The 24,077-nt window shown below is 59.6% G+C and carries 20 protein-coding genes and 3 pseudogenes; 3 read left to right on the top strand and 20 right to left on the bottom strand.

Annotated features, from left to right (window positions below; translation table 11 throughout):
* Nucleotides 1–39 precede the first annotated feature (39 nt).
* From RGR602_RS29515 to RGR602_RS29465, 10 genes and pseudogenes are all read right to left on the bottom strand, one after another.
* Nucleotides 40–354, bottom strand: coding sequence for an EthD family reductase (locus RGR602_RS29515; RefSeq protein WP_040115553.1), 315 nt, complete (start codon nucleotides 352–354; stop codon nucleotides 40–42).
* Nucleotides 355–402: 48 nt separating this feature from the next.
* Nucleotides 403–1,201, bottom strand: a pseudogene (locus RGR602_RS36580) (IS5 family transposase).
* Between the two features lie 141 nt (nucleotides 1,202–1,342).
* A complete protein-coding gene (locus tag RGR602_RS29500) occupies nucleotides 1,343–2,395 on the bottom strand; it encodes a sn-glycerol-3-phosphate import ATP-binding protein UgpC (protein ID WP_040115551.1) in 1,053 nt (350 codons plus the stop codon).
* Nucleotides 2,395–3,243, bottom strand: coding sequence for a sn-glycerol-3-phosphate ABC transporter permease UgpE (ugpE, locus tag RGR602_RS29495; protein ID WP_040115550.1), 849 nt, complete (start codon nucleotides 3,241–3,243; stop codon nucleotides 2,395–2,397). Before ugpE ends, RGR602_RS29500 begins: the two co-directional genes overlap by 1 nt.
* 9 nt (nucleotides 3,244–3,252) lie before the next feature.
* Nucleotides 3,253–4,134 carry a sn-glycerol-3-phosphate ABC transporter permease UgpA gene (gene ugpA, locus RGR602_RS29490; RefSeq protein ID WP_040115549.1) on the bottom strand — a complete coding sequence of 294 codons (882 nt, stop codon included), beginning with the start codon at nucleotides 4,132–4,134 and terminating at the stop codon, nucleotides 3,253–3,255.
* Nucleotides 4,135–4,200: 66 nt separating this feature from the next.
* The gene (ugpB, locus tag RGR602_RS29485) at nucleotides 4,201–5,511 is read right to left on the bottom strand and encodes a sn-glycerol-3-phosphate ABC transporter substrate-binding protein UgpB (protein ID WP_040115548.1); all 1,311 of its coding nucleotides are present in this window, start codon (nucleotides 5,509–5,511) and stop codon (nucleotides 4,201–4,203) included.
* A gap of 184 nt (nucleotides 5,512–5,695) precedes the next feature.
* Complete coding sequence (locus tag RGR602_RS29480; RefSeq protein ID WP_040115547.1) at nucleotides 5,696–6,493, bottom strand: inositol monophosphatase family protein; 798 nt, start codon at nucleotides 6,491–6,493, stop codon at nucleotides 5,696–5,698.
* A gap of 26 nt (nucleotides 6,494–6,519) precedes the next feature.
* Nucleotides 6,520–7,581, bottom strand: coding sequence for an ABC transporter ATP-binding protein (locus RGR602_RS29475; RefSeq protein WP_040115546.1), 1,062 nt, complete (start codon nucleotides 7,579–7,581; stop codon nucleotides 6,520–6,522).
* Entirely contained in the window at nucleotides 7,578–9,818 is a 2,241-nt protein-coding gene (locus tag RGR602_RS29470; RefSeq protein WP_040115545.1) for an ABC transporter permease, read from the bottom strand. Before RGR602_RS29470 ends, RGR602_RS29475 begins: the two co-directional genes overlap by 4 nt.
* A 77-nt stretch (nucleotides 9,819–9,895) precedes the next feature.
* Nucleotides 9,896–10,924 (bottom strand): ABC transporter substrate-binding protein, encoded by a 1,029-nt coding sequence (locus tag RGR602_RS29465; protein WP_040115544.1) that lies wholly within the window; start codon nucleotides 10,922–10,924, stop codon nucleotides 9,896–9,898.
* A 184-nt stretch (nucleotides 10,925–11,108) separates the two neighbouring features.
* Between RGR602_RS29465 and RGR602_RS29460 the strand changes: the two genes are divergently transcribed.
* Both RGR602_RS29460 and RGR602_RS29455 read left to right on the top strand, forming a co-directional pair.
* A complete protein-coding gene (locus RGR602_RS29460; protein ID WP_040115543.1) occupies nucleotides 11,109–12,116 on the top strand; it encodes a LacI family DNA-binding transcriptional regulator in 1,008 nt (335 codons plus the stop codon).
* On the top strand, nucleotides 12,076–12,708 hold the full coding sequence (locus RGR602_RS29455; protein WP_323808260.1) for an NUDIX hydrolase: 633 nt from the start codon (nucleotides 12,076–12,078) through the stop codon (nucleotides 12,706–12,708). Before RGR602_RS29460 ends, RGR602_RS29455 begins: the two co-directional genes overlap by 41 nt.
* Before the next feature lie 233 nt (nucleotides 12,709–12,941).
* Here the strand turns inward: RGR602_RS29455 and RGR602_RS29450 are convergent, their stop codons facing one another.
* Nucleotides 12,942–13,799 carry a helix-turn-helix domain-containing protein gene (locus RGR602_RS29450; RefSeq protein WP_052451796.1) on the bottom strand — a complete coding sequence of 286 codons (858 nt, stop codon included), beginning with the start codon at nucleotides 13,797–13,799 and terminating at the stop codon, nucleotides 12,942–12,944.
* A 149-nt stretch (nucleotides 13,800–13,948) separates the two neighbouring features.
* Here RGR602_RS29450 and RGR602_RS29445 point away from each other — a divergent pair, with 149 nt between their 5' ends.
* Nucleotides 13,949–14,851 carry a DMT family transporter gene (locus RGR602_RS29445; RefSeq protein ID WP_040115541.1) on the top strand — a complete coding sequence of 301 codons (903 nt, stop codon included), beginning with the start codon at nucleotides 13,949–13,951 and terminating at the stop codon, nucleotides 14,849–14,851.
* Between the two features lie 137 nt (nucleotides 14,852–14,988).
* Here RGR602_RS29445 and RGR602_RS29440 read toward each other — a convergent pair whose 3' ends face one another.
* The 9 genes and pseudogenes from RGR602_RS29440 to RGR602_RS29410 all read right to left on the bottom strand — a co-directional run bounded on the left by RGR602_RS29440 (nucleotide 14,989) and on the right by RGR602_RS29410 (nucleotide 24,077).
* Nucleotides 14,989–16,752 (bottom strand): adenylate/guanylate cyclase domain-containing protein, encoded by a 1,764-nt coding sequence (locus RGR602_RS29440; RefSeq protein WP_040115540.1) that lies wholly within the window; start codon nucleotides 16,750–16,752, stop codon nucleotides 14,989–14,991.
* Between the two features lie 287 nt (nucleotides 16,753–17,039).
* Nucleotides 17,040–17,819 (bottom strand): annotated as a pseudogene (locus tag RGR602_RS38960) (flavin-nucleotide-binding protein); the annotation flags it as partial.
* An 11-nt stretch (nucleotides 17,820–17,830) separates the two neighbouring features.
* Nucleotides 17,831–17,962, bottom strand: a pseudogene (locus RGR602_RS38955) (glutathione S-transferase); the annotation flags it as partial.
* 64 nt (nucleotides 17,963–18,026) lie between these two features.
* The gene (locus RGR602_RS29435; RefSeq protein WP_040115539.1) at nucleotides 18,027–19,514 is read right to left on the bottom strand and encodes a sulfatase; all 1,488 of its coding nucleotides are present in this window, start codon (nucleotides 19,512–19,514) and stop codon (nucleotides 18,027–18,029) included.
* A 77-nt stretch (nucleotides 19,515–19,591) separates the two neighbouring features.
* Nucleotides 19,592–20,413 (bottom strand): inositol monophosphatase family protein, encoded by an 822-nt coding sequence (locus tag RGR602_RS29430; protein WP_040115538.1) that lies wholly within the window; start codon nucleotides 20,411–20,413, stop codon nucleotides 19,592–19,594.
* The gene (locus tag RGR602_RS29425) at nucleotides 20,413–21,417 is read right to left on the bottom strand and encodes a LacI family DNA-binding transcriptional regulator (RefSeq protein ID WP_040115537.1); all 1,005 of its coding nucleotides are present in this window, start codon (nucleotides 21,415–21,417) and stop codon (nucleotides 20,413–20,415) included. Before RGR602_RS29425 ends, RGR602_RS29430 begins: the two co-directional genes overlap by 1 nt.
* A complete protein-coding gene (locus tag RGR602_RS29420; protein WP_040115536.1) occupies nucleotides 21,401–22,180 on the bottom strand; it encodes a glycerophosphodiester phosphodiesterase in 780 nt (259 codons plus the stop codon). Before RGR602_RS29420 ends, RGR602_RS29425 begins: the two co-directional genes overlap by 17 nt.
* A complete protein-coding gene (locus RGR602_RS29415) occupies nucleotides 22,180–23,235 on the bottom strand; it encodes an ABC transporter ATP-binding protein (protein WP_040115535.1) in 1,056 nt (351 codons plus the stop codon). The genes RGR602_RS29420 and RGR602_RS29415 overlap by 1 nt, the downstream gene beginning before the upstream one ends.
* On the bottom strand, nucleotides 23,235–24,077 hold the full coding sequence (locus tag RGR602_RS29410; protein ID WP_040115534.1) for a carbohydrate ABC transporter permease: 843 nt from the start codon (nucleotides 24,075–24,077) through the stop codon (nucleotides 23,235–23,237). Before RGR602_RS29410 ends, RGR602_RS29415 begins: the two co-directional genes overlap by 1 nt.

Genomic DNA, 24,077 nt, shown 5'->3' with positions numbered 1-24,077 from the left:
CCCGGAAAGTTCGACGGCTACGCCTGACGCGCCGAAGCCCTACCCTCCAACGACTTCGCTGATCTGCACGATGGGCGCGATGTCCGTATAGTTGGCCACGTCCGCGGCGATCTCCGCGCGGTGGGGACCTAACGCCTCCTGGAATATCGCCAGGGTCGGCGAGTAGACGTGGCACGCCGCGACGAACTGCGGCGCGCTTCCAGGTTCGCGACCCGCAAGGCCCTTATCGATCTCGTAGCGCAGGCAGGCATCGCCGAGCCGTTCCTGGATCAGTGGCATGTGGCGGGTGCGGTAGTAATCGTGATCGAACTTCGAGCCGCCATCGGCCGGATAATAGACGCTCATCTTGATCATGGTCGGGCTCCTGCCTGAACGCCTCTCCGAGCGTCCGAGAGGGGCCTTCTAGCTCACCGACTCGTAAAGCCGCAACCAGATTTTGGCTGAAGCGAGTTTGACGAGAACAAGGTAGTTTTCGCTGTGCTTCTCGAAGCGGGTGGCGACGGCACGGAAGTGCTTGAGTTTGCTGAGGAAGCGTTCGACGAGGTTGCGGTAGCGATAGAGGAAGGCGCTGAACGGCGGGCGGCGTTCGCGGCCGGGCATCGGCTTGATGTTGGCCCATACGCCGCGCGCGGCCATCTGGAGGCGCAAGGCATCACTGTCGTAGGCGCGATCGGCGAGCAGCACGCCGCCGCCGCCGAGCGTATCGAGCATGTCGGCGGCGCTCCTGCCATCGTGTGCTTGTCGGGCGTCAGCTTGAGGGCGATCGGCAGGGCGCGCATCGACCAGCGCGTGGATCTTAGTGGTCAGTCCACCGCGCGAGCGCCCCATGCATCTGTCGTCAGGCTCACGCCCCGGCGGTATCCGGCGCGCGCCCTTTTTTACCGTTGGCACCATGCTGGTGAACCCGGACCGACGAGCTGTCGATCATCTGCACATCGCCATCGTAAACCTTGATACAGCATCGAAGAGCCGGTCCCATACGCCCGCCTTGCGCCATCTGACGAAGCGGTTGTAGCAGGTCGTATACGGGCCGTAGCGCTCGGGAATTTCCGTCCACGGCGAGCCGGGTCCGAAGACGCCAGTAAATCCCATTCAGAACACGCCGGTCGTCAACCCGAGGCACCCCGCGCGGCTTGCTCGGTAGCAGCGGCTCGATCACCGACCACTCGAAATCCGTCAACTCGTAGCGAGGCTGGCTCATCAGCAGCTACCACCAGCAATTTATGAGTGCGTGACCCACAGTAGACGAGAGCCGAGATATATGCCGCGGCACGAAGCGTGACAACCCAGGTAATGACGATGTTTCCGGCCTGCAAGCGAGCTTCCTGCACCTCGGGGCGGTCTACCAAGTCATGCGTCTGCCGCCGTCGTCGAAGAGGTGAAGGCTTTCGGCAGCCGCGCAGACCGACACACCTTCGTCAATGGCGATCCGCGACCGGCCGGGAACCCGGAAGACGATCGGCTGACCGTTTGCGAGCCAAGCGTGGACATAGCTTTCCGCTCCAACGAGCTCGACGGCGCCAACCCGCGCGTCAGCCCTGAACGCATCCGCTCTGCCCTCTTGCCAAATGTGGAGGTCCTCCGGTCGGACTCCCAGCGTGACGGCACTGGCGGGGAGGGCGGTGCTGGGCGATAGCAAGAAGCCGCTGCTGTCACCGGTCCGGTCCCAAAGGTTCATGGAAGGCGAGCCGATAAAGGTTGCAACGAAGGTCGTGGCCGGCTTCTCGTAAAGCTCGATTGGTGTGCCGATCTGGTCAATCTGGCCACCGTTCAGCACTACAAGACGATCGGCCAGTGTCATCGCCTCCATCTGGTCATGGGTCACGTAGACGCTTGTTGTCGCCAGCGAACGCTGCAGGCGCTTGATCTCGACGCGCATCTGTACGCGGAGCTTGGCATCAAGATTGGAGAGCGGCTCGTCAAACAGGAAAGCGGCCGGCTCTCGCACGATGGCGCGCCCCATCGCCACACGCTGACGCTGCCCGCCCGACAACTGCCTCGGTTTGCGCTCTAAAAACGCCTCGATCTCGAGCGCGCTTGCAGCCTTTTCGATGCGGCGCTCGATTTCGTCTTTCGGTGTCTTGCGGTTCTTCAGGCCGTAAGCAAGGTTCTGCCGAACCGTCATATGCGGGTAAAGCGCGTAGTTCTGGAAGACCATGGCGATATCGCGCTCGGACGGCTCCAGGCGATTGACCACGCGATCGCCAATGGCGATTTCGCCCGACGTGATGCCTTCGAGACCGGCGATCATTCGCAGCAACGTTGATTTGCCGCAGCCTGAAGGCCCGACGAGCACGACGAACTCGCCGTCTGCGATTTCCATCGATACTCCCTTGATGGCTTCGATACCGCCGCCATAGGTCTTGCGGACATCGTTGAGATTGATCTTGGCCATTACTTTTCCGTCTCCACAAGACCTTTTACGAACCAGCGCTGCATGAGCACGACGACGAGAATGGGCGGAATGATTGCAAGGATTGCTGTCACCATCACGTAGTTCCAGGGGGTTGCCGCATCGGCGAAATCCATCATCTTTCGAAGAGCGATGATGATCGTATTCATCTTCGCGTCATTGGTGACAAGCAAAGGCCAGAGATACTGGGTCCAGCCATAGATGAAGAGGATCACGAAGAGCGCTGCGATATTCGTCTTCGACAAGGGTAGCAGTATATCGCGCATGAAGCGGAAGGGGCCGGCGCTGTCGATCCGCGCCGCCTCCAGTAATTCCCCTGGGATTGTCAGGAAAAACTGGCGGAAGAGAAATGTCGCCGTGGCAGAGGCCATCAGCGGAAGTGTCAATCCGGCATAGGTGTCGATCATGCCGAGATCGACGATCACCTTATAGGTCGGAAGGATACGAACCTCGACTGGAAGCATCAACGTGATGAAGATCATCCAGAAGAAGGCCATGCGAAACGGGAAACGGAAGAAAACGATCGCGAAAGCCGAGAGAAAGGAGATCAGAATCTTTCCGACCGCTATCAGGACCGCCACGACAAATGTGTTGAAGAGCAGGCGCTCGAGGCTCACTCCGACGACCTGTTCAACACCGCCGGAAAGTGCGGAGGTGTAGTTCTCTACGAAATGATCGCCGGGCAACAGCGAGATGGGCGGCCTGATGATCTCCGCCGACGTCATTGTCGAGGCGACGAACGTGTAATAGATCGGGAACGCGACGATGATGATGCCGACAATCAGCATCAGATGGCCGATAAGATTGGCGAGGGGGCGTTTTTCGATCATTGCCGCATCTCACGCATAGTGCACGCGCTTCTCGACGAAGCGGAACTGAAACGCGGTCAGCGCAATGACGATGATCATCAAGATGACGGATTGAGCGGCCGACGAGCCAAGATTGAGGTTCACGAAGCCGTCATTATAGACCTTGTAGACGAGCGTTTCGGTGGCCTTGGCGGGGCCGCCGCCGGTGACTGCATGGATGATGCCGAAGGTATCGAAGAAGGCGTAGACGGTGTTGACGACGAGCAGGAAGAAGGTCGTCGGTGCCAAAAGCGGGAAAACGATCGTCCAGAAACGTCGGTTGCCGCGCGCTCCGTCGATTGCCGCAGCCTCGATCAGCGATTTCGGAATGGCTTGCAGGCCGGCGACGAAGAACAGGAAGTTGTAGCTGATCTGCTTCCACGCAGCCGCCACGACAACAAGCATCATTGCTTGATCGCCGTTGAGCAGCGGATCCCACATGAAGCCGTTACGCCGCAGAAGATAGGCAAACGTGCCCATTGCAGGATTGAACATGAAAAGCCAGAGCATGCCGGCCACGGCGGGCGCGACCGCATAAGGCCAAATCAGCAGCGTTCGGTAAAAGGTCTGACCACGCACGACTTTATCTGCGGCAGTCGCGAGCGCCAATGCCACGACCATCGAAAGCAATGCCGTCAGTAGGCTGAAGACGATCGTGACCTGCAGAGAATGCAGATAGTTGGGGTCCGCAAAGACGTCGCGGAAATTTGCAAGGCCGACGAAGCCGCTCTTCAAGCCGAAGGGATCCTCGCGCTGTACCGACTGGTAGAGGGCCTGGCTTGCCGGCCAGAAAAAGAAAACAACGGTCAGGATAATTTGCGGAGCAACCAGGAAATAGGGAAGCATCTTGTTTGGAAAAACAACGCGCTGCACGGAGAACTCCTTGACATGAAGAACCGCCCGCGGCCTGTGGGCCGCGGGCGCAAGTCATTTCGACGACTACTGGCTAACGGCCTGCTTGATAGCAGCGTTGCCGCGTTCGACAGCCTTGTCGAGTGCCGTTTTTGCATCCTGTTTTCCCGCAAGCATGGCCTCGAATTCCTCATTCATGATGTCGCGGACCTGCGGCAAGTTCGGGAGGCGCACCCCCTTGGAGTTTTCCGTCGGTGCCTTGCCCATCATCTGCAGGATTGGCGTTTGCCGCCCCGGGTTCTTGTCGTAGAAACCCGACTTCTTCGTTTCCTCATAAGCGGCCATCGTGACCGGCATGTAGCCGGAAACCTGATGCAGCCGCGCCTGGACGTTTGTCTGCGACAGGAAGTGGAAGAACTCGGCGATGCCCTTGTATTCAGCATCGCTCTTACCCGCAAAAACCCAGAGACTGGCCCCGCCGGGAATCGTGTTCTGTGGCCGACCTTCGCCTTCATAATAAGGCAATTGTCCGATGCCGTAGTTCATGCCGGATTTGACGATATCGCCGAGGCCGCCTGACGATTCCGTCATGATGCCGCATTCACCGGAAGTGAAGAGCTGTTTGGCTTCCGAGGTGCGCCCGCCATAGCGGAACGTGTCATCCTTGGCGAGGTCGGCGATCGCCTGAAAATGCTGAACGAAAAGCGGGCTGTTGAAGGCGAGCGTCACCTCGGTTCCGCCAAGGCCGTTTTCGTTTGAACCGTAGGATACGTTGTTCCAGGCTGCGAAGTTCTCTGTCTGGATCCAGGTGAGCCAGGTGGAGGTCAAGCCGCAGGATGATGCGCCACTCGCTTTGATCTTTTTGGCGGCCTCAAACACCTCCGGCCACGTTTTCGGTGGAGTTTCTGGATCCAGGCCGGCTTTCTTGAAGGTATCCTTGTTGTAGTAGAGGATCGGCGAGGAAGAATTGTAAGGAAAGGACAGCATCGTGCCATCCGGCTTCGAATAATAGGCGACGATACCTGGCAGATATTCCGACTTGTCGAAGCTGTAGCCGCCCTTTTCGAGCACCTCGGCGGCGGGCATGATTGCGCCTTCAGCCCCCATCATAACGCCGCTACCGGCGTCGAACACCTGAAGAATAGCGGGCGGCTGCTTGGCACGGAACGCGGCGATGCCGGCATTTAGGGTTTCGGGGTAGCTGCCCTTGAAGACCGGAACGATCTTATAGTCCGCCTGGCTTGCGTTGAATTCCTTTGAAATCTGTTCGACGACTTCGTTGTTTGCGCCGGCCATGGCGTGCCACCACTGCAGCTCAGTGAGTGCAAACGCTTGCGGTGCCGCGCCAAGCGAAACGGCGATAGCCGCTGTCGATAAGAGAACTGTACGAATGGACATTAGTTCCTCCCTGTTTGTTGGGTGAAGCCGGCAAGCCGGCATCCAAATATTCCAAGGACAATCCTCCTCGATTGCCCATGGAAATCCTGTTCAACGGCAATCCCGAAAGACGAAATGCCGGTACCGCTTAAGGAGCGATCGACGCAAGTTGGCGCCGGCTCTTGCCCTGACCAGCATCTGTCTTTCATAAGCCTGCCACCTGTCGCAGATCCTTGATAGCTCCGGGGGCGGCGGCAAGCACCGGCGCCCCTTTCGTCAGCCCTTCGCCCTCCGTGGGGAAGGATTGATACCAGCCGCCGGCTTCCTTCACCAGACAATAGCCTGCCAGGCAGTCCCAGGCGTGCATGTAAGGTTCGTAATAGCCGACCAGACGGCCAGCCGCGACATAGGCGAGCATCAGGGCGCCCGAGCCGTTTCGGATAAAGTTGCCGCCCGCAGCGAGCAGGCTTTCAACCATCTTGCCCACGAAAGCTGGCGTTACGTAGTTGTTCGAACCGATGCCCGTTACGCTGTTGCGGATGGTGCGCGTGGGATCGAGCCGAAGCGTCTTGCCGTTCAATGTTGCGCCAAGCCCCAGTGCAGCCGCATAAAGCTCGTCGTGGCACGGAGCGCAGATAACACCCACGACAGGAACGCCTTCATGCAACAAGGCAATCGAAATGCACCAGTTCGGCATGCCGTTGATAAAGGGGCTGGTGCCATCGATTGGATCGACGACCCAAGTGAAGCCCGACGTGCCGGCTTCGAGCCCATATTCTTCACCGAGTACGCCGTCGTCTGGATAGGCTTCGTTGAAGCGTCCGCGGATCAGATTTTCGACCTCCCGGTCGGCGATCGAAACGACATCTTGCGGATCGCGCTTGGTTTCAATCACCAGCGTCTCGCGGCGCTTGAAGTAATCAAGCGCCATAGCGCCCCCTTCGCGGGCTACGGCTTCGGCAAGCGCGAGCCGGGCTTCGAGATTTGATGCATGCGATGTCATGAAATCTTCCCTTGATGAAACGCGGCTCAGCCGCCGATGATGGCAATCCCGCGATCCTTGAAGCTGATCTCAACCTCCGTCAAAGGCTGAAGTGCTCTTTCGACCGCAGGATCGACGACGAAAAGCGTGCCGTTGCTCGTTTTCACTTCGTATTCCACGCGGTCGCCGAGATAGGCTGCATGCGTGATCTGTCCGTTGAAGGCGCCGCCGTTTCGCGCCGACAGCGTAATGGCGTTCGGGCGCACCGCGAGCTGAGCCGGTCCGGGGCGGACATTGCGGCCGGGGACGCGATGCAAGTGACCTTCGACGTTGATCGTGGCTTCTCCGCCTTCGGTGCCAACAACATCACAGGCCACGACATTTGCCTCGCCCATGAAATCTGCGATGAATGCCGATACCGGCTGATCGTAGAGGTCGCGCGGCGCGCCCTTCTGGGCGACTTCACCGTCCTTCATGACGATGATCTGGTCGGAGACGGCAAGCGCCTCGTCCTGGTCGTGGGTAACGTAGACGGCGGTGAAGCCGAGCCGCTGCTGCAAATCGCGGATCTCCGTTCTCACCCGGCGGCGAAGCCGGGCATCGAGGTTCGACAGCGGCTCGTCGAGGAGCAGCACCTGCGGTTCGAGCACCAGCGCGCGGGCAACGGCAACACGCTGCTGCTGACCTCCGGAGAGTTCGGCAGGCAGGCGCTGGCCCATCCCGGAAAGACCGACGAGCGTCAGACCGTCTTCGGCGCGCTCGCGGGCCTCCTTGCGCTTCAACCCCGAGGATTCGAGGCCATAAGCGACGTTGTCGAGTGCCGTCATGTGCGGAAAGAGCGCATAGGACTGGAAAACCATCGAGACATCGCGCTCATTGGCCGGAAGCATCGTCACATCCTTGCCGCCGATAAGGATGCGGCCCGCCGAAGGAAGTTCAAGACCTGCCAGCATGCGCAGCGTCGTCGTCTTTCCGCAACCCGAAGGACCGAGCAGCGTTACCAGCGTGCCGGGCTCGATTGTCAGCGACAGGTCGGATATGGCGGTGAAGGCGCCGAAGGTCTTGCGGACGTTCTCGAAGACGACGGAACCGGGTTTGTTGACGCTCATGCGGTTTTCTCCTGGCCAATCGGGCCGGCAGCGATGGCGGTCGGGACGGCAAGACCAACGCGGCTTTCGCGTCGAAGCCGCCGTTCGCCGACCATAAACTGGAATCCTGCGATGACGGCGACCATGACGACGATCAACGCCGAAGAATAGGCAATGGCCACGCCGTATTCACCGTTTTCGACGAGGCCGACGATATAGGATGTCGCCATGTTGTACTGAGCGCTGACGAGGAAAACGACGGCGCTGATCGAGGTGATCGCGCGCACGAAGGAATAGACGAGCGCTGCGGTAATGGCTGGCCGCAGCAACGGCAGGATGATCTTGCGGATCGTGCGAAAACTGTCGGCGCCCAGCGTCAGCGAGGCTTCATCGAGGCTCTTGTCCAACTGGCTCATGGCCGCCACGCCACCGCGTACGCCAACCGGCATGTTGCGGAAAACGAAGCACGCGACGAGGATCAGCGCCGTGCCGGTCATTTCGAGCGGCGGCAAGTTGAAGGCCATGATGTAGCTGATACCGATGACGGTGCCGGGGATTGCAAAGCTCATCATCAGCGCGAATTCGAAAAGATTCCGCCCGGCAAATCTCTGCCGCACGATGAGATAGGCGGTCAAAAGGCCGACCGCAGCGGTGAGCGGGGCGGAGATCAGAGCAATTTCCATTGTTGTCCAGAACGAATTCCAGGCAACCCCAGTCCATGCCAGGCCGCCGTCATCCCGCAACCCGATCGAGAAGGCGCGGATGTAGTGTTGAAATGTCAGCGTGTTGTCGAGGCCCCAGGTGCGCACAAACCCGCCGAAAAGGATCATCGCATAGACGACGATCGTAAAGATCATCCAGGGGATGACGATTGCATGGACGGCGATCGAAAGGCCATGCGGCAGCGCGATGTGTCGGCCCGAATCGCCCTTGCCGGTCACCGTCGCGAAATTCTTGCCCGACAGCCAGAAGCGCTGGGCCAGGAACGCCGAAAGCGTGAAGCACAGCAGGACCAGGGCAAGGACTGCGGCGCGCGACGGGTCGTTTTGCGAGCCGACGACGGCAAAGAAGATTTCGGTCGACAGCACGCCATGGCTGCCGCCGAGTACGAGTGGATTGCCGAAATCGGCCATGCTCTCGATGAATCCGATCAAGAACGCATTCGCCAGGCCCGGCTTCATCAGCGGCAGCGAGATACGCCAGAAGGTACGCCAACGATCGGCGCGCAGCGTCTGTGATGCCTCTTCCATCGATGGGCTGACGCCCTCAACGACGCCGATGAGAACCAGGAAGGAGATCGGCGTGAAGGAGAGCACCTGGGCAATCCAGATGCCGGTCAGGCCATAGAGCCAGCGGCCGGGTTCAAGGCCGAGCAAGGAGGAGACGAACTGCGTCGCAACGCCGGAGCGGCCGAAAAGCAAGGTCAGTGCAAGGCCGACGACGAAGGGCGGCGTGATGATCGGCAGGATCGTCAGCAGCCGCAGGCCCTTCTTGAACGGAAAGCGTGTGCGGGTTGTGACGAGGGCAAAGCAAAGCCCGAGTGTCGTTGAGCCTGCCGCCGTCATGATTGCAAGCCACAAAGTGCGCCAGGCGACACCGCAGTGCCCTGCGCCGGCGATGCAGCCGAGGCTCCAGAGGGACGGATCCTGAATATTGCTGATGAAGCCGTCCGGATTGAAGGAGCCGTCGAAATCCTGGAACGCGCCGACGAACATGCTGCCGATCGGATAGAAGACGAAAACTGTGACGAGCAGCACGAGCATGGCGATGGCGCCGGCGACGAAGGCGTCACCCTTCAGGATGCCGCGCTCGGCGAGGCCAAAGGCGAAGAGCAGCACGAAAACGAGGCCGATAACAACCGCTCCGGCCCCCATGGAGGGTTGGCCGACCGGCAATGCGCCAAAGAGGCTTTCGCTGACCGTCCAGGTCCAACCGGAAAAGCCGATCGCAAGCCCCTGAAGCGCCAGAACGAAAAGGCCGAGGCCACCAGCCCAGGAAAGCAGTGTGCCACGTTGCGCCGGATCGGAAAGGAAGCGCGCGACGCCCCCAAGCAAGACAAGCAAGGCGGCGATCGCGAGCCACCATCGGCCGTGCTGGACGATCTGGAGCATGCCGGGCGCCGTGGAGGCCTCACCCGGAAAAGCCGACAGCCAGCCAAGTCCGAAGAAGCCGCCTTCGATCCGATACCACGGGAGCAGCATCAGAGCGGCAACAGCAAAGACGAGGGCGATATCCAGCCGGCGATTGTGGTTCTTCATGACGTCCGCTCCAGGCTCGGCCGCATCGACTTGACAGCCGGCGGCTTGCGCCAGCCGGCGTCGCCCCTATCAAGGCTTCAGTTTGCCTTCGCGCCGATTTCCTTGTCCCAACGCGAAAGCAATGCCTTGCGCTTGTCCGGCTCGCCGTAGGTCTTGAAGTCGTAGTCGATCAGCTTGATGTCCTCGAACTTCGGCGATTCCTTCGGCACCGTCGCCGACTTGTTGGACGGCAGCTGGAAGGACTTCGCATCCTTCATGTGTGTTTGAACGTCCGCAGACAGTGCCCAGTCGTACCATTTTTTGGCGTTATCGAGGTTCTTGGCGCCCTTGATGATCGACATGGAGCCGACTTCGTAGCCGGTCCCCTCGCAAGGAGCGACCGATTTGACCGGGAAGCCCTCGACTGTCTGGGCAACCGCATCGTGCATGAACACCACGCCGATCGTCGCTTCGCCGCGAGCGGCTGCCTTGACCGGCGCCGAGCCGGACTTGGTATATTGCGAGATGTTGGCGTTGAGCTTGCCGAGATATTCGAACGCCTTGTCTTCACCCATGATCTGGACGAGCGTCGCAAGGGCGGTATAGGCGGTGCCTGACGAATTGGGATTTGCGATCTGGATTTCACCCTTGTAGGACGGATCCAGGAGATCTGCCCAGCATTTTGGTTCTTTCAGTCCCTTCTTCTGCAGCACGTCAGTGTTATAGCCCCAGCCGAGCGCGCCAGCATAAACGCCTACCGTCCGGAAGTTGGCGCTTTCTGCCTGCTTCTTTGCCCAGTCCTGAAGCTGGTCGAGCAGTGGCGACTTGTATTCCTGTGTCAGCCCTTCGCTTGCGGCCTGGAGGTGCGGATCGCCCGTGCCCGCCCACCAGATGTCGGTTTTGGGGTTACGCGCCTCGGCGCGGATTTTCGCATAGGTTTCGCCGGACGACAGCCGAACCATATTCACTCTAACATCCGTTCCCTTTTCAAAACGGTCCTTCATCATCTCGCAAATGACGACATCTGCGGAGCAGATGAGATTGAGGTCCCCGGCGGCGTGGGCCGAATAGGCGCCAAAAGTCACACTCGCGGCGAGCGCTGCCGCGGCAATTTTTACCGAACCCATTATTTCCTCCTGAGTATCGCGACGCCTCCACGCCGTTCGCTCTTTGCAAGCGTGTGCAAATGGTGCATGAGACATCAAAGGCTGTCAATTGCATTCTTCAACGACTGGCATCATTATCCGCTGCAGGATAGCTTGCACGCCATTGCAAAGCATAGCAAAATCCCATCAGGGGATGGGAGGAGCTGTGTCGTCCAAGATTTTTGTCAGCGCTGACGAAGTCGCCAAAAGAGCAGGGGTGTCGCGCTCGGCTGTTTCGCGGGCTTTCACGCCCGGCGCGAGCGTATCGGCTGAAACAAGGCGCAAGGTAATGGAAGCCGCCGACGCGCTCGGCTATCACGTCAACCATCTGGCGCGCGGATTGATGCGCAACGAAAGCGGCATCGTCTGTCTGATCGCTTCAGAGGTCGCCACACCCTATCGCTCGGCGCTGCTGCGGGAATTGACTCAGCAGCTGCAGAGCGTCGGCAAGGTTGCGATGCTCGTGAACACGGACAGGTCGGACGGGAGTGTAGATCGGGCTTTGAGCCAAGCCATTCGGTACCGTGCCGATGCTTCAATCATTCTGTCCGGTTTGCCGGATAAGTCGATTACGCAGCTTTGCCTGAGAAACGGACAAAGGCTCGTCCTGATTAATCGCGACGATGATCAGCCTGGTCCGCTTCGCATCAACCTTGATGATCATGAAGCAGCGGGACGAGTGGTAACAGCCTTTCTTCGCGCCGGCTGCCGCAGGCTTGCGTTCGCGAACTCCGAAGCAGGCACGCCTAGCCTCATGGCGCGCGAACACGGTTTCGTTGCCGCTGCCAAAACCTTCGGCTTGGACATCATGGTTGAGCGTTACGGCTGGACGGGCTACGAGGCTGGCCAAATCCTGGCGCAGCGCATGTTGACCAGAAAGGACCGCCCGGACGCCGTATTTTGCGCCACTGATCTTCTTGCCTGTGGTTTCATGGACGCAGCTCGCCATCAGTTTTCCGTGGCGATTCCAGATCAGCTTTGCATTGTCGGATTTGATGATATCGAGCAGGCGTCCTGGTCTTCCTACCAGTTGACGACGTTCGCGCAACCCGTACAGGCGATTGCCAGGCAAGCTGTCGCTTGGCTTGGAAAAGATGCCGAAAGTCGGTCTGAAAGCCAGTCCCTGAGGTTGCATGCCGAACTGGTTTGGCGCGGATCGGTCAGAGGAGCCTGAAAGTAATTCGCATGGGGAACAGAATGGGCACCAAGGCGATTTAATCGAGCACCGCCACCGCACAGCCATGAGGACCAGCGTTATCAGCCCGCAAAAGAAAATGGCTGGCAAGAAGAGCCGCACATTTCTTGGAAAACTGGCAGAGCATTACGATGCGCTGTCTCAGCCTTGTTATGAGCAATGTGCGGCGCTTTGTTATCGGCCAGCCCCCGACGGCTTTCAGGTTCTGGTCGTGACATCGCGCGAAAGTGGCCGATGGATCATACCGAAAGGCTGGCCGATTGAAGGAAAGAAGGATTACCAAGCCGCCGCGCAGGAAGCGCTTGAGGAGGCCGGTATTCGCGGCAAGGTGAAAAAGAAACCATTCGGCTATTTCACCTACCTGAAGAAGCTGGATACCGGTAGGCAGGTGCCCTGCATCGTTCAAGTGCACTTGCTGAAGGTCGACGGGACGGAGGCGGATTTTCGCGAGAACGGTCAACGAAGGCGGGAGTGGGTCTCCTGCTATGAGGCCGCAAGGCGTGTGCAGGAGCCGGAGCTGAAGGGACTTTTGCTGACGCTTGCGCGCAAAAGAGACGGTCAGCGGAATTGATTGATGCAGAAGCCGCGGCGTGCGGCGGCGCGGCTTTTTTTGAACACTGCCGGAAATTTCCACCCAACCGCCTTCGAATGGTAATTCCGGTCTTCCTCCAAGGCTCATGCAGCCGAAATTCGACAGGCGGACCGACAACCGCAACGTTTGCCGCAGCCAGACCCGCAGCGCCGACGAAGTTCCGGCGATTTTGCAGCATCGTTGGCCTGTCGACAGGACACCTTTGCGTGCCGTCAGACGCGGATAGCGGACGGACTCGTGCCGAATTTCGCCTTGAAGCTGGCGGCGAAATGCGCCGGTGTAGAGAATCCGCAGGCGGCTGCGACTTCGGTGATACTGACCTTGCCGGCTCGGACGATTTCGTAAGCCACCGCAAGCCGCCGCTCATGCACGAAACGGTGTGGCGTCTGGCCCGTGGTCAGTTTGAACATACGGGCGAAATGATAGGAGCTGAGGCCTGCCTCCGCGGCAAGTCGGTCGAGGCTGAGGTCGCCGGCGAGATCGGCATCGATCAATTGTATAATGCGTTTCAAAACGTGGGGTGAAAGCCCGCCCTGGAGGACAAGGCTGCTGGACCGGACCGGACCGTTCTTGCGCAGCACTTCGAGTAAGATGAGATCAGCCGCCTGGGCAAGCAAAAGGCGATTGGCGCTTTCCGACCAGTCGTTCGGCAGGATCGCCCCGTTGATGATGTCCGCAATGAAGCCGTCCGAAAAGAAACTCAGGTCGGGAAGCGTCAACGTCCGGCTGTCGCGATCGAAGACCTCGCCGGCCAGCCGTTGGAACCGGCCCTGAGAGATGTAGATGTGACAGAAATAGACGTCGCGGAGTACATGCCAGGCGCTGTCACCATCTGCCGGCAGCAGACAGAGCGCTCCGGACGAGCCTATCCCCATCTGTCCGCCGTCCATGCGGCGCACGGTACCATCGAGATAAAGGCTGACGGTGTGATGCCCGGGATCGCGATATGAAAGGCGGCTGTTGGCGAAGTTTCGCCATTGCGCAATCGTCAGGCCACCGCCGAGATCAACCTGTCGCAGCAGCTTGGCGCCTACACCTTCCAAAGCGGATGAAATCGATCCCGTTTGCATGCTTTCTCATAAGGCCGCGGCGGCATCTCCTGCAACTGGGTGCTGCCGAAGACCGCAAGATTTCGATAGTCACGCAAGTCTATGATAGCGGAAGGTGGTGCAGCGCCATAGAAGACGCCGTTCAATGCCTCCGACAGGAAAGACAGTTCATGGCGCCGCTTCTCTTCGTTCTCACCGTCCTTATCTGGGGCACCACGTGGTATGCGATCAAGCTTCAGGTCGGCATCGTGCCCGCGGAGGTTTCGATCCTCTATCGTTTCGCGCTGGCAGCCATTCTGCTGCTTGGATTGCTGGCGCTGCGCCGGCGCCTGCCGCCACCGCCATCGAAGCATTGGCTGACGGTCGGCGCTCAGGGCCTTTGTCTGTTCTGCTGCAATTTTCTCTGCTTCTATTATGCCGCCGGCATGCTGCCGAGCGGCATCGTCTCAGTCGTTTTTGCAATGGCAACACTATTTAACGCGGCGAACGGCTGGCTCCTTCATGGAAATCGCCCAAGCGCCCGCGTGATGCTGGCGGGCGCCGTTGGACTCGTCGGCCTGGTGCTTCTTTTTGCAGATGAGATACGCGCGCTTGACACCACGCCTGAGGGCGGACTTGGGCTTTTGCTGGCACTTACAGGCACCTATTGCTTCTCGCTCGGCAATTTCCTCTCCGCTCGCCATCAAAGGCTGGGACTCGATCTCCCGTCGACGACGGCCTATGCGATGGTCTGCGGCGTGGCGGCGCTGGGCGCCATAGTGCTTGTCCGCGGCCTGCCTCTCACGTTCGATCCATCGCCGGTCTATGCGGGCGCGCTGCTCTATCTTGCGATCCCGGGAAGCGTCGTCGGCTTCCTCGCCTATCTGGCGCTCGTTGGCCGATGGGGCCCGGCGCGCGCCTCCTATGCGACGGTGCTGTTTCCGCTCGTCGCCTTAACGGTCTCGACACTTTTTGAAGGCTACGCTTGGAGCGCCGAGGCTGTGCTCGGTCTTGCTTTAGCGCTCGGCGGCAACCTGATTATGTTCGGAAAGCCCATCAGGCTGCACCGGATCGCCCAAGCAAGGCAGACATGAGCGATGGGGAATTTTTAAGGTGAGGAAGGCAATTTTGATTGTCGTCGCCGGGATCTCCTTGATCTATGCCCACAGGGCCGGGCGATGTCGCATCTCGATCAAGCGCCAGTCAGTCGCGCAGCAGTAAAATCGCCAATTCAAATTGCCTTTGGTCGCGCGGCGTGGTGGCTTTCTTCCGCCTTGACGAGGCCTTCGCGAAGGTGTTGGGCATCGGATTCCTGAGCGTAGTGCATCGTTGCAAGAAAAGCGTCGATGTCAAATTGTGGGGCAAGTACCCTAACTTTTTCCAGATGACCTGCCGCGGCGATCTCATCACCAAGCCAACCGTAGCATGCGGCGACAAACGCGTGCTGGACGTAGTCCATGACTGACAGATGCATGAATGCTTCGATCGCCTCGCCGTACTGATGGGCAGCAAAATGCGATTTCCCAAGATGGCTCCAAAACCGCTCGGGGTGATGGGGATTGAGCCGCATTGCCCGACGGATCCATTCCAGCCCCTCTTCAGGTCGCCCTAGCCACGTCAACAGCTCTCCTTGCTGAACCACGACCAGGTCGTAATTAGGATTGAGGGAAAGGGCGCGCTCCTGGTGATACCGCGCTGTGGTGAGGGCATTGTTGTTTACATTCACCGCAGCCAAAATTCGATGGACGTCGGCGTCGTTGTCATCCAGCGCCAGCGCCCGATCCAACGCGGCAACGATCTCATTCCACACGGCATCCTTGTCTTCGCACCAGCCGTTGACCCAAGCTTGGCCCAGAATGCATGCGCGCCACGCATGGGCGTGGGCATAACCCGCGTCAAGCTTGACCGCACGGTCTATGAGCAGCTGCGCCTGTCGGTTGTCCTGCGGTGTGCTTCTGTGGTGCAGTACCTTGGCGGCGAGCGCGCACTCGTATGCGGCCATATTGGCCGGTTTTGTTCGCCCGAGCCGGTCGCGCTGGGCTGCTTCGACGCGACCAGGTAAAGTGGCCACTATCGCTCCGGTTACCTCGTCCTGTATCGCGAATATGTCGTCAAGCTTCCTATCGTATTTGTCTGCCCAAATATGAGCATCGTTGACTGCGTCGATGAGCTGGACGGTCACCCGCACCCTGTCGCCAATCTTGCGGACGCTTCCCTCCACCAAGTACTGCGCCCCGAGCTTTTCGGCGACTTCCCGTACGTTTACGGCGTGGTTTTTATAGACAAAGCTCGAATTTCGCGAAATGACGAACAGTTCGTGACGGCGGGATAGTTCAGTAATGATGTCCTCTGTCAGGCCGTCGGCGAAGAATTCCTGATCGGGGTCGCCGCTCATGTTGATGAATGGCAGCACAACGATCGAAGGTTTCGCGACAGATCGTTTCGCATCCAGGTCATCCGTTTGACCGGGCAGGGCGGCCACTTCGAGCCCGACACGAAAGAGATGAACCGGTCGGCTTATATTCTTGAGCGTCTTCTCTCCCAAATCCTCGATCGTGACTTCAAGCCGGTCGACTATTTGTGTCGCCACTGCCGCCGTGATGCAGACGCCGCCGACGTCGGCCAACTGCTCGATGCGGGAAGCAATATTCACACCGTCGCCGAAAATATCCTGATCGTCAAAAATAATGTCGCCGAGATTGATCCCGATCCTGAATTCGATCCGCCGATCCTGCGGCACGTCCGAATTGCGCCGCTTCATGCGCTGCTGTATCTCCACGGCGCACTTCACTGCATCGGAGACACTTAGGAATTCGACAAGCATGCCGTCCCCCGTCGTCTTGATGATGCGACCCTTGTTTTTGGCAATCGCGGGGTCCATCAACTCAATTCGGTGGGTTTTCAGGCGGGCAAGCGTGCCTGCTTCATCGATCTCCATCAGCCGGCTGTAGCCTGCCATGTCGGCTGCCATGATCGCGGCTAGTCTCTGTTCCATGTCATCTGCCAAACAAGAGTGACGCACTTTCGCGAGAATCGCCAACCTGGAGTGCGATCACCTCCCGCTTAGGGCGCCTGATATTCGATTTTACCGCACTGCTGGGAAATGGCCATCTAAATTAGCATATGCTTATTATGTAGATGCTGATGCTGATAAAGATGAAGGTGGGGTGGCAATCCGCAATGCCGCTCGCGCGCCCTCGGCGACGGCTCCCCTGTGCTGGTGCAAAGTGCGAAGGGTGACCATTCGCCAACATCGTAGCGGAGCGGCAAGGCGTCGGGCTACCAGAATACGGCGCGACGAAAACGAAAGTAGCGCTCGGCCCATCCGCCGGTCGAAGAGTCAAAAAAAGCAAGCCCGGCGTAAGGGTTGAGCCATGATATTGCCAAATGTGTTGAAGAAGCGGTTGCCCGGGAAATCGGAAACCGTCAACCACCCGTCTTCGCCGATAGGGACAAGCCGGAACGACCTGCGCGATGCGAGACATTCACCTGTCGAAACTCCCGAACGTCTAGGTAGCGACGAAAAAAGTATCCGGCTACTCCACCAGTGCGCGGGCAGCACCGTCAAGCGCAAAACTTTCATCCGGGGCACGAAAGAGGATCGCGCCGGACGAACCGGACCTGCCGAAGCTGGATATATTTCGGGCAGTTGTCGAAGCTCTGATCGACCAAAACTTCGAACCTGCCCGCATGCCGTTCAAAAGGTTGCGGCGGCGCGTGCCGAGATCGATACCAAAAAGGGCGACAAGGAGCCGTGGTCCATGCCGGTTTCGGCAGGATCGGCAAACTCCCTTTCCAGCTCGACGCAGAGCCTGCCGGAATCCAGGACATGGAGAAAGCCCGGCTACCGGAATGAAGAGTGGCCCAGACGTCGCCGTCTCGGTCCACTGCCCCCAAAACCACCATCGGTAGCAGCGGAAAGAAATCCTGTGCTGGTCGACCAGACGATCGCGCACGACGCGGCGCCCGACCTCATCCATTCGTGCTTCGACGCCGAGCCGCGTCTGGTGAGCGATTTCGCCGATGATGCCATGGCGACGCAAACAAAGGCGGGCCTTTCACAGTGATACTCCTCAAGCCGCCAAGCCGACTGGGGTTTTCTGGAAGTCGACAAAGCCGGGCAGCGCCTCGACACGGTTTGGTCAGGCGCGGATGTTTGAATAGTTCTTGAGATCCACGTCGTCCTCCGGGGCGCGGGCTACGTGATGAACGTCAGCGAAGAACGCAGGCCGCGAGATACTCACGGCGACGTCCGGGCAATGACGTCTCTTATAGTTCGAGGCGCTTGAAGGCTTCCGCAGGCGCATCGTTTGATCGCATGAGGGCCTTCATCAACTCAAACATCCACCGTTCCCGCGCGGGATCGTGAAGGGGCGTCTCCTGCCCGGGATCGATCGTCAGATCATAGAGACGCGTTTGTTTCTCAAGCAATGCTCCAGGCCCATAATTGTCGAACATCGGCGATCTTTCGGTCACCGGGACCCGCAGCAGAGGAACATCCTTGGTCCACGAAAACGGCTTGGCTAACGTCGCCCCTGATAATTCTTCCGGCGTGAACGGCCGCGTTATGTGCGTAGGCATAACTGTATACTGATAGATATCCTGCTTCAGGAGATCGGCTGGAAACCTGTGGTAGGTATAGCGGCCATCGGTTACGTTGACCGCGCCGCCGAAATAGCCAAAGATAACCGCATCCTTGGAATTCGGCTTCAGAAGCGATTCTCCCTCTGTCTCAGGCGGAGCATCTACTCCGAATATATCGAGAAATGTCGGCCCGACGTCGATGGACTGGGTCAGCCGGTCAATCCTTCCCGCAGCAGGCTTGCGTGGATCATGGATGAACAAGGGGATGTGTACGATCTCCTCGTACATGTTCATACGGTTCTTGGCCCAAAAATCGTGTTCCCCGAGAAGGAACCCGTGATCGGTTGTGACGATGAGAGCGGTGCCTTTCCACATATCGTGGGTATCGAAGTAATCGAGCAGCTGGCCGAGCAGAAAATCGCATAGCGACACGATCGCGTAATAGTTCGCTCTGAGTTCATCAGCTTCTTCCGGCAGCTCCTCGACCCGTCCATAGCGGGGCCAATCACGGATGGGCCCATTCCATCCGGTTTTGAAGGGTTCCTTGAAGCGCTCCGGCGCGAAGAAGGGTTCGTGCGGATCGAATGTTTCGATCTGTAGGAGCCAGTCATCAGCCTCGCGATTGAGATCGAGAAACTCCAAACCATGCGCAAAGCACTGCACAGAGGGAAAGTCCTTTTCTTGCCTGATGAATTCTCGATTGATCATGTATGGCCCGTACTTGCTGATCGGGCCGCCACCGGTCTGCGCTTCGTGATATTTCTCCCGAAGACGCTCCCAATGGGGCTGCACCATTGCCTTCCACGGATCCGACTCCTGACCTCTCACGAACTCGAAGGTCGTATACCGATTGTGATAGGTCGCGCCGCCGTCTTCCCAATAATGGTAGTGATCGGTGACCAGGTGGCTATGCACGCCCTTCTGCTTGAGAAGCTCTGGAAAGGCATTGTCAAATGGTTCGAGAGGCCCCCAACTGCGATGCAGAAAAGTCAGACGCCCTGTCAGGAGATCCCGCCGTGCCGGCATGCAGGGCAGCGAGCCTACATAATGCTTGTCATAGACCATCGAGCGCCCGGCAAGGCGGTCAAAGTTTGGCGTGGGTATTCGAGATCCGCCGTAGCAGCCGAGCATGTGGCGATTGAGGGAATCGAAGAGAACAAAGACGGTTTTCATTGGCAATCTCCTCTTACGCGGTTGCTCCCGACGACAAGCGCAGCCAGCCCGCGCCTGGGCGGTGCATGGCAGTCTGGCTAGTCCGTCACCGGCGCCAGGTCCTCGATCTCCATGATGAATTCAAATTCCCGGGCAAGCCCCGGCGAATAGGCGACGACCGGGCCGCCTTCGAACAGAAGAGCCGATAACGCGGGCATGGCGACTTTCGCGCCCGCTTCGAAAGCGATCAGTGCGCCTGCGAGCATATCCCATGCGTTCAGATGCCGCTCGTAATAGAGATCAGCCGCACCCTCGGCGACACGTAGGAGGTCGATCGCGGCCGCGCCCATGCGGCGGTAGTCCATGCCGCGCTCATGCAGGCGCCGGGAGACGGAAAGGTGCTCGTCGAAGCTCGTTTTGCGCGAATGGCCGAGGATGCAGATGGCATTGGCCGGATCGCTCGTCGCTGCCGCACGAATGGGTGTCCCCTCGCGAAACGCGCCCCTGCCGCGGATTGCCGAGACAACAGAATCCTTGGCGGCATCGTAAACGACGCCGATCTCCAGGCGGCCTTCGGCGCAAAATGCGATCGAGACGCCCCAGTGGGGGAGGCCTCGAATGTAGTTCGTCGTACCGTCGATCGGATCGACCACCCAGGTCCCAGTGCTGCCGGCTCCGCCGCCGGTTTCCTCACCCACAAAGGTGTCTTGCGGGAACAACCCGAGCAGCCCGTCGCAAATGGCCCGCTCGGCATTGCGGTCGGCGACGGTCACGAAATCCTGCAGGCCCTTGTTTTCGACCTTCAATCCCGAACCCTTTTCCGCGCGGAAGCGGGCCGCCTCGCGGCCAACGTGACGTGCGATTTCTATCGCAGCCGCAGCGCGAGCCTCAAGGGCGGAGAGATCGAATGCGGAACTCATCAGGCAGTCCTTCTCTTGATCAACGAAACGGGCGTGAATTCTACGCGCGCCGTCATATCCGGCTTAGCCATGCGGCTCATCAGCAGGCCGATCGCCTGGTCGGCCTGAAGGTCGCAAGGCTGGCGGATGGTTGTGAGCTCATAGGCAGCCCAGCTTGCCTGGGGGATATTGTCATGGCCGATCACGCGCATGGCGGGCCCGTCTTCGCGGCTGCGGCCCGACATCAGACGGTCAATCACGCCGCAGGCCATGTAGTCGTTGGCGCAGAAGACGCCGTCGATTCCCAAGGAGATGAGCCCGGATGCCGCGTTAAAGCCGCTTTGATAGTCGTTTAGGGCGACGGTGAAGAGCTGCGCCTCGAGGCCGCGCTGGCGGCAGCGGGCAAGGAAGGCCTCGCAGCGGCGGCGTGCCGTGTAGGAGACGGAGGACGCGGCAATTGCGGCGAGACGCTTGGCGCCTTTATCGACCAGGTGATCGGCGGCCAGATTTCCTGCGGTGTGGTCATCGGAAATGATGCGGTCGACAAAGGGAATCTCGTCGCCCTTGTTGATCAGCACGATCGGCACACCCTCGGCGGCGCACTGCTCGCAGATTTCCGTCGGCGGCGCGTCCGATGTCACGATTACGCCGGAGACGGCATAATGCAGAAGCTGACCGATGACGGTCGAGGTATCCGCTTCCTTGGAGGTCGGCAACAGGATCGGACGGAAATTGCGGAAAATGAGCGTACGCGCCAGATGTTCGATCTGAAGCGTGCGGAATGGGTTGTCGAGCCCGGCGGCGACGACGCCGACGAGATCGGAGCGCTTGTTCGTCAGGCTCCGGGCGAGGTAGTTGACGCGGTAGCCGAGCTCCTTGGCCGCTTGATAGACCTTTTCGCGAGTCTTCGGCGAAACGCTCGCATCCGGCGTGAAGGCGCGCGATACGGCCGCGCGCGAGACGCCCGCCACACGCGCCACGTCGAAGGACGTTACTCTGCGCGGACCTTTATCCTTGTCTGCCAAACTTACTTTCCCCACCCGGCACGTTGCGCATCATATCGGGCTGATCCGTGCAGATACCCAGCACCGGCAGCTTCATGATCTCATCGAGGATCGGCCGTCTTTCCTCATGCCACAAAACGATCTCGCGGCCTCGTGCGAAGGCGCGCTCCATCAGTGCCGGGGTGACCAGGTCCTGCGGCCGCTCGCCGGCGCGTTCCCAGCAAAGATGCAAGATATCGGCATCCGCCTCGTCGCCGATGACGTGCGGGTTATCGCCGACGCGAACAAGCACAGACAGCGGATAGTCGCAACCGGCTTGGCGAAGCGCGCGCACCTGTGCGGTGTCGAAGGAGCCGAGGCAGGCGAATCGCTGGCCCTTTTCGAGCAGTTGCTGCCAGCAGGCGAGGCCGCTTCCCGGTGCTTTCAGCTCAACATAGAGCCCGGTCCCGGTCTCGCGGGCAAGGTCGGCGACCGCCTCGAAGGTCGGGACGTCGACGCCGTCCAGTGCGGCAAGCTCGGTTGCCATCATCTTTGAAATACGCTTGCCCACGCCGTAGACGCGCTCGAGATGGTCGTCATGGGAAACGACGACGACGCCGTCCTTGGTCAACTGCGTGTCGAGCTCCCACATTTCTGCCCCGAGGTCCGCCGCCAGGCGGAAGGCGGCGAGCGTATTTTCGCGGGCATACCCGCTTGCGCCTCGATGGCCGATGCACAGAGGCAGCCGGCCCCTGCCGGCGGGCCAGCCGTAACGCTCGAAGAAGGCTGAGAAATCGCGTTGCATCAGAGCCTCCGTCCGTTTTCGTCGAAAATGAACACGTTGCGGCTGTCGATTGCCCAGGTGACCTCGTCGCCGATCTTGATGTCGTGACGGACAGGCTGGATGGAGCGCAGCAGTGGTCCCCCAGCAATCCGCACGTCATAAAGATTTTCCCGGCCCTGCGTTTCGGCGAAGTTCACGACGCCTGTGACCGGCACGTCGCCGGTTGGATTGTAGTGCTCCGGCCGCACGCCGAGCGTCAGCTTGGCGCCATCCGAGGCGTCAACGCAAGCGGGGAGTGGAACTTTGATCTCGCTGCCTGGAATGGAGAAGACACCCTTTGCAGCCACGCCATGCAGGAAGGTGATCGGCGGGTTTCCCAGGAAGCCGGCAACGAAGGCGGTGCGTGGGTCGTTATACATCTCTGCCGGTGTTGCGATCTGTATGATCTCACCTTCTTTCATGATGGCGATGCGGTCGCACATGCTCATGGCTTCCACCTGGTCGTGGGTGACCAGGATCGCGGTGATGCCCGTCTCGCGCTGGATGCGACGGATTTCCGAGCGCATCTCCAGCCGGAGCTTTGCGTCGAGATTGGCGAGTGGCTCATCGAGAAGCAGGACGTCCGGTTTGCGGATCAGCGCGCGGGCGAGCGCCACGCGCTGCTGCTGACCGCCGGAAAGCTCAGAGGGGCGACGGCCCATCAGGTTGCCGATCTGCACGAGAGCGGCGATGCGGTCGACCTCCTTGCGGATGTCGGCTGAGGGTATTGCCTTGACCTTCAGCGGAAAGCCGATGTTTTCGGCAACCGTCATGTGCGGATAGAGCGCGTAGGACTGAAACACGACGCCGACATTACGCACCTGGCTCGGGAGATCGGTAACATCGCGGTCGCCGAAGAGGATGCGGCCCCCGGTCGGGCGATGGATGCCGCAGATGGCAAAGAGCGTCGTCGACTTGCCGCAGCCTGAAGGACCGAGCAGGGCCAGCATCTCGCCGTGGGCCACTTCCAGGTTCATGTTTTCGATGACCTTGGTGGCGCCGAAGCTCTTCGAGAAATTGTCGAGGAGGATTCGCATCAGCCTTTGCTCCCGCCGCCATAGATATTCATGAGATATTTGTGGAAGAATCCGTAAAGCAGCAGCACCGGGATCACGTAGAACACGCCTACCGCCTTGAAGGTGCCGAAGTCGAAATTATTGTCATCGGCGATCAGCCCCGAAAGGTAGACCGACAGCACCTGTACCTGACCGCCTGGGGCCAATACCTGCGGCAGGATGAATTCTCCCCAGCTCGAAAGGAAGGAGAAGAGCGCCAGCGCCATGATCGCCGGACGCACCTGCGGCAGCACGAGACTGCGCCAGACCCGGAAGCGCGAGGCGCCGTCGACGACGCCGGCCATTTCTATCTCCCAGGGCACGCTGTCGTAGAAGCCTTTCATCAGCCATATGCCGAGTGGCAGGTCGATCGCGGCCTTCACAAGGATGACGCCGATCAGTGAATTATAAAGGCCGACCATCTGCAGTACGATGAAGATCGCGATGATGAGTGTGACCGACGGGAAGGCGTGCAGCACCATGACGCCGGCAAGGAAGAAACCGCGGGCAGGCACGTTCAACCGCGATAGCACATAGCCCGCCATGGAAGAGACGAGGAGTACGACGGCCGTCGTGCTCGCCGTGAAGATCAGCGTGTTCAGCGTCACCAGCCAGATGTTCGGCCTTCCAGGCGGCGTCTGCCAAAGGAATGTCCAGTGCCGCAGGGTAAGCGTATCCGGCATCAGCGCGGCCGGTTGCTTGTCGGTGACCGTATCGATGAAGAGATAGGCATACATCAGCACCAGCGGCAGGCTGACGATGGCGAGTGCCAGAATGACCGGCCAGGTGCGGTAGTTCGCCGAGGGCTGGGATTTCTCCGCCAT

Origin of the sequence: Rhizobium gallicum bv. gallicum R602sp, from assembly GCF_000816845.1 — a bacterium.
GTDB lineage: Bacteria > Pseudomonadota > Alphaproteobacteria > Rhizobiales > Rhizobiaceae > Rhizobium > Rhizobium gallicum.
This window is presented reverse-complemented; position numbering and strand designations above follow the sequence as displayed.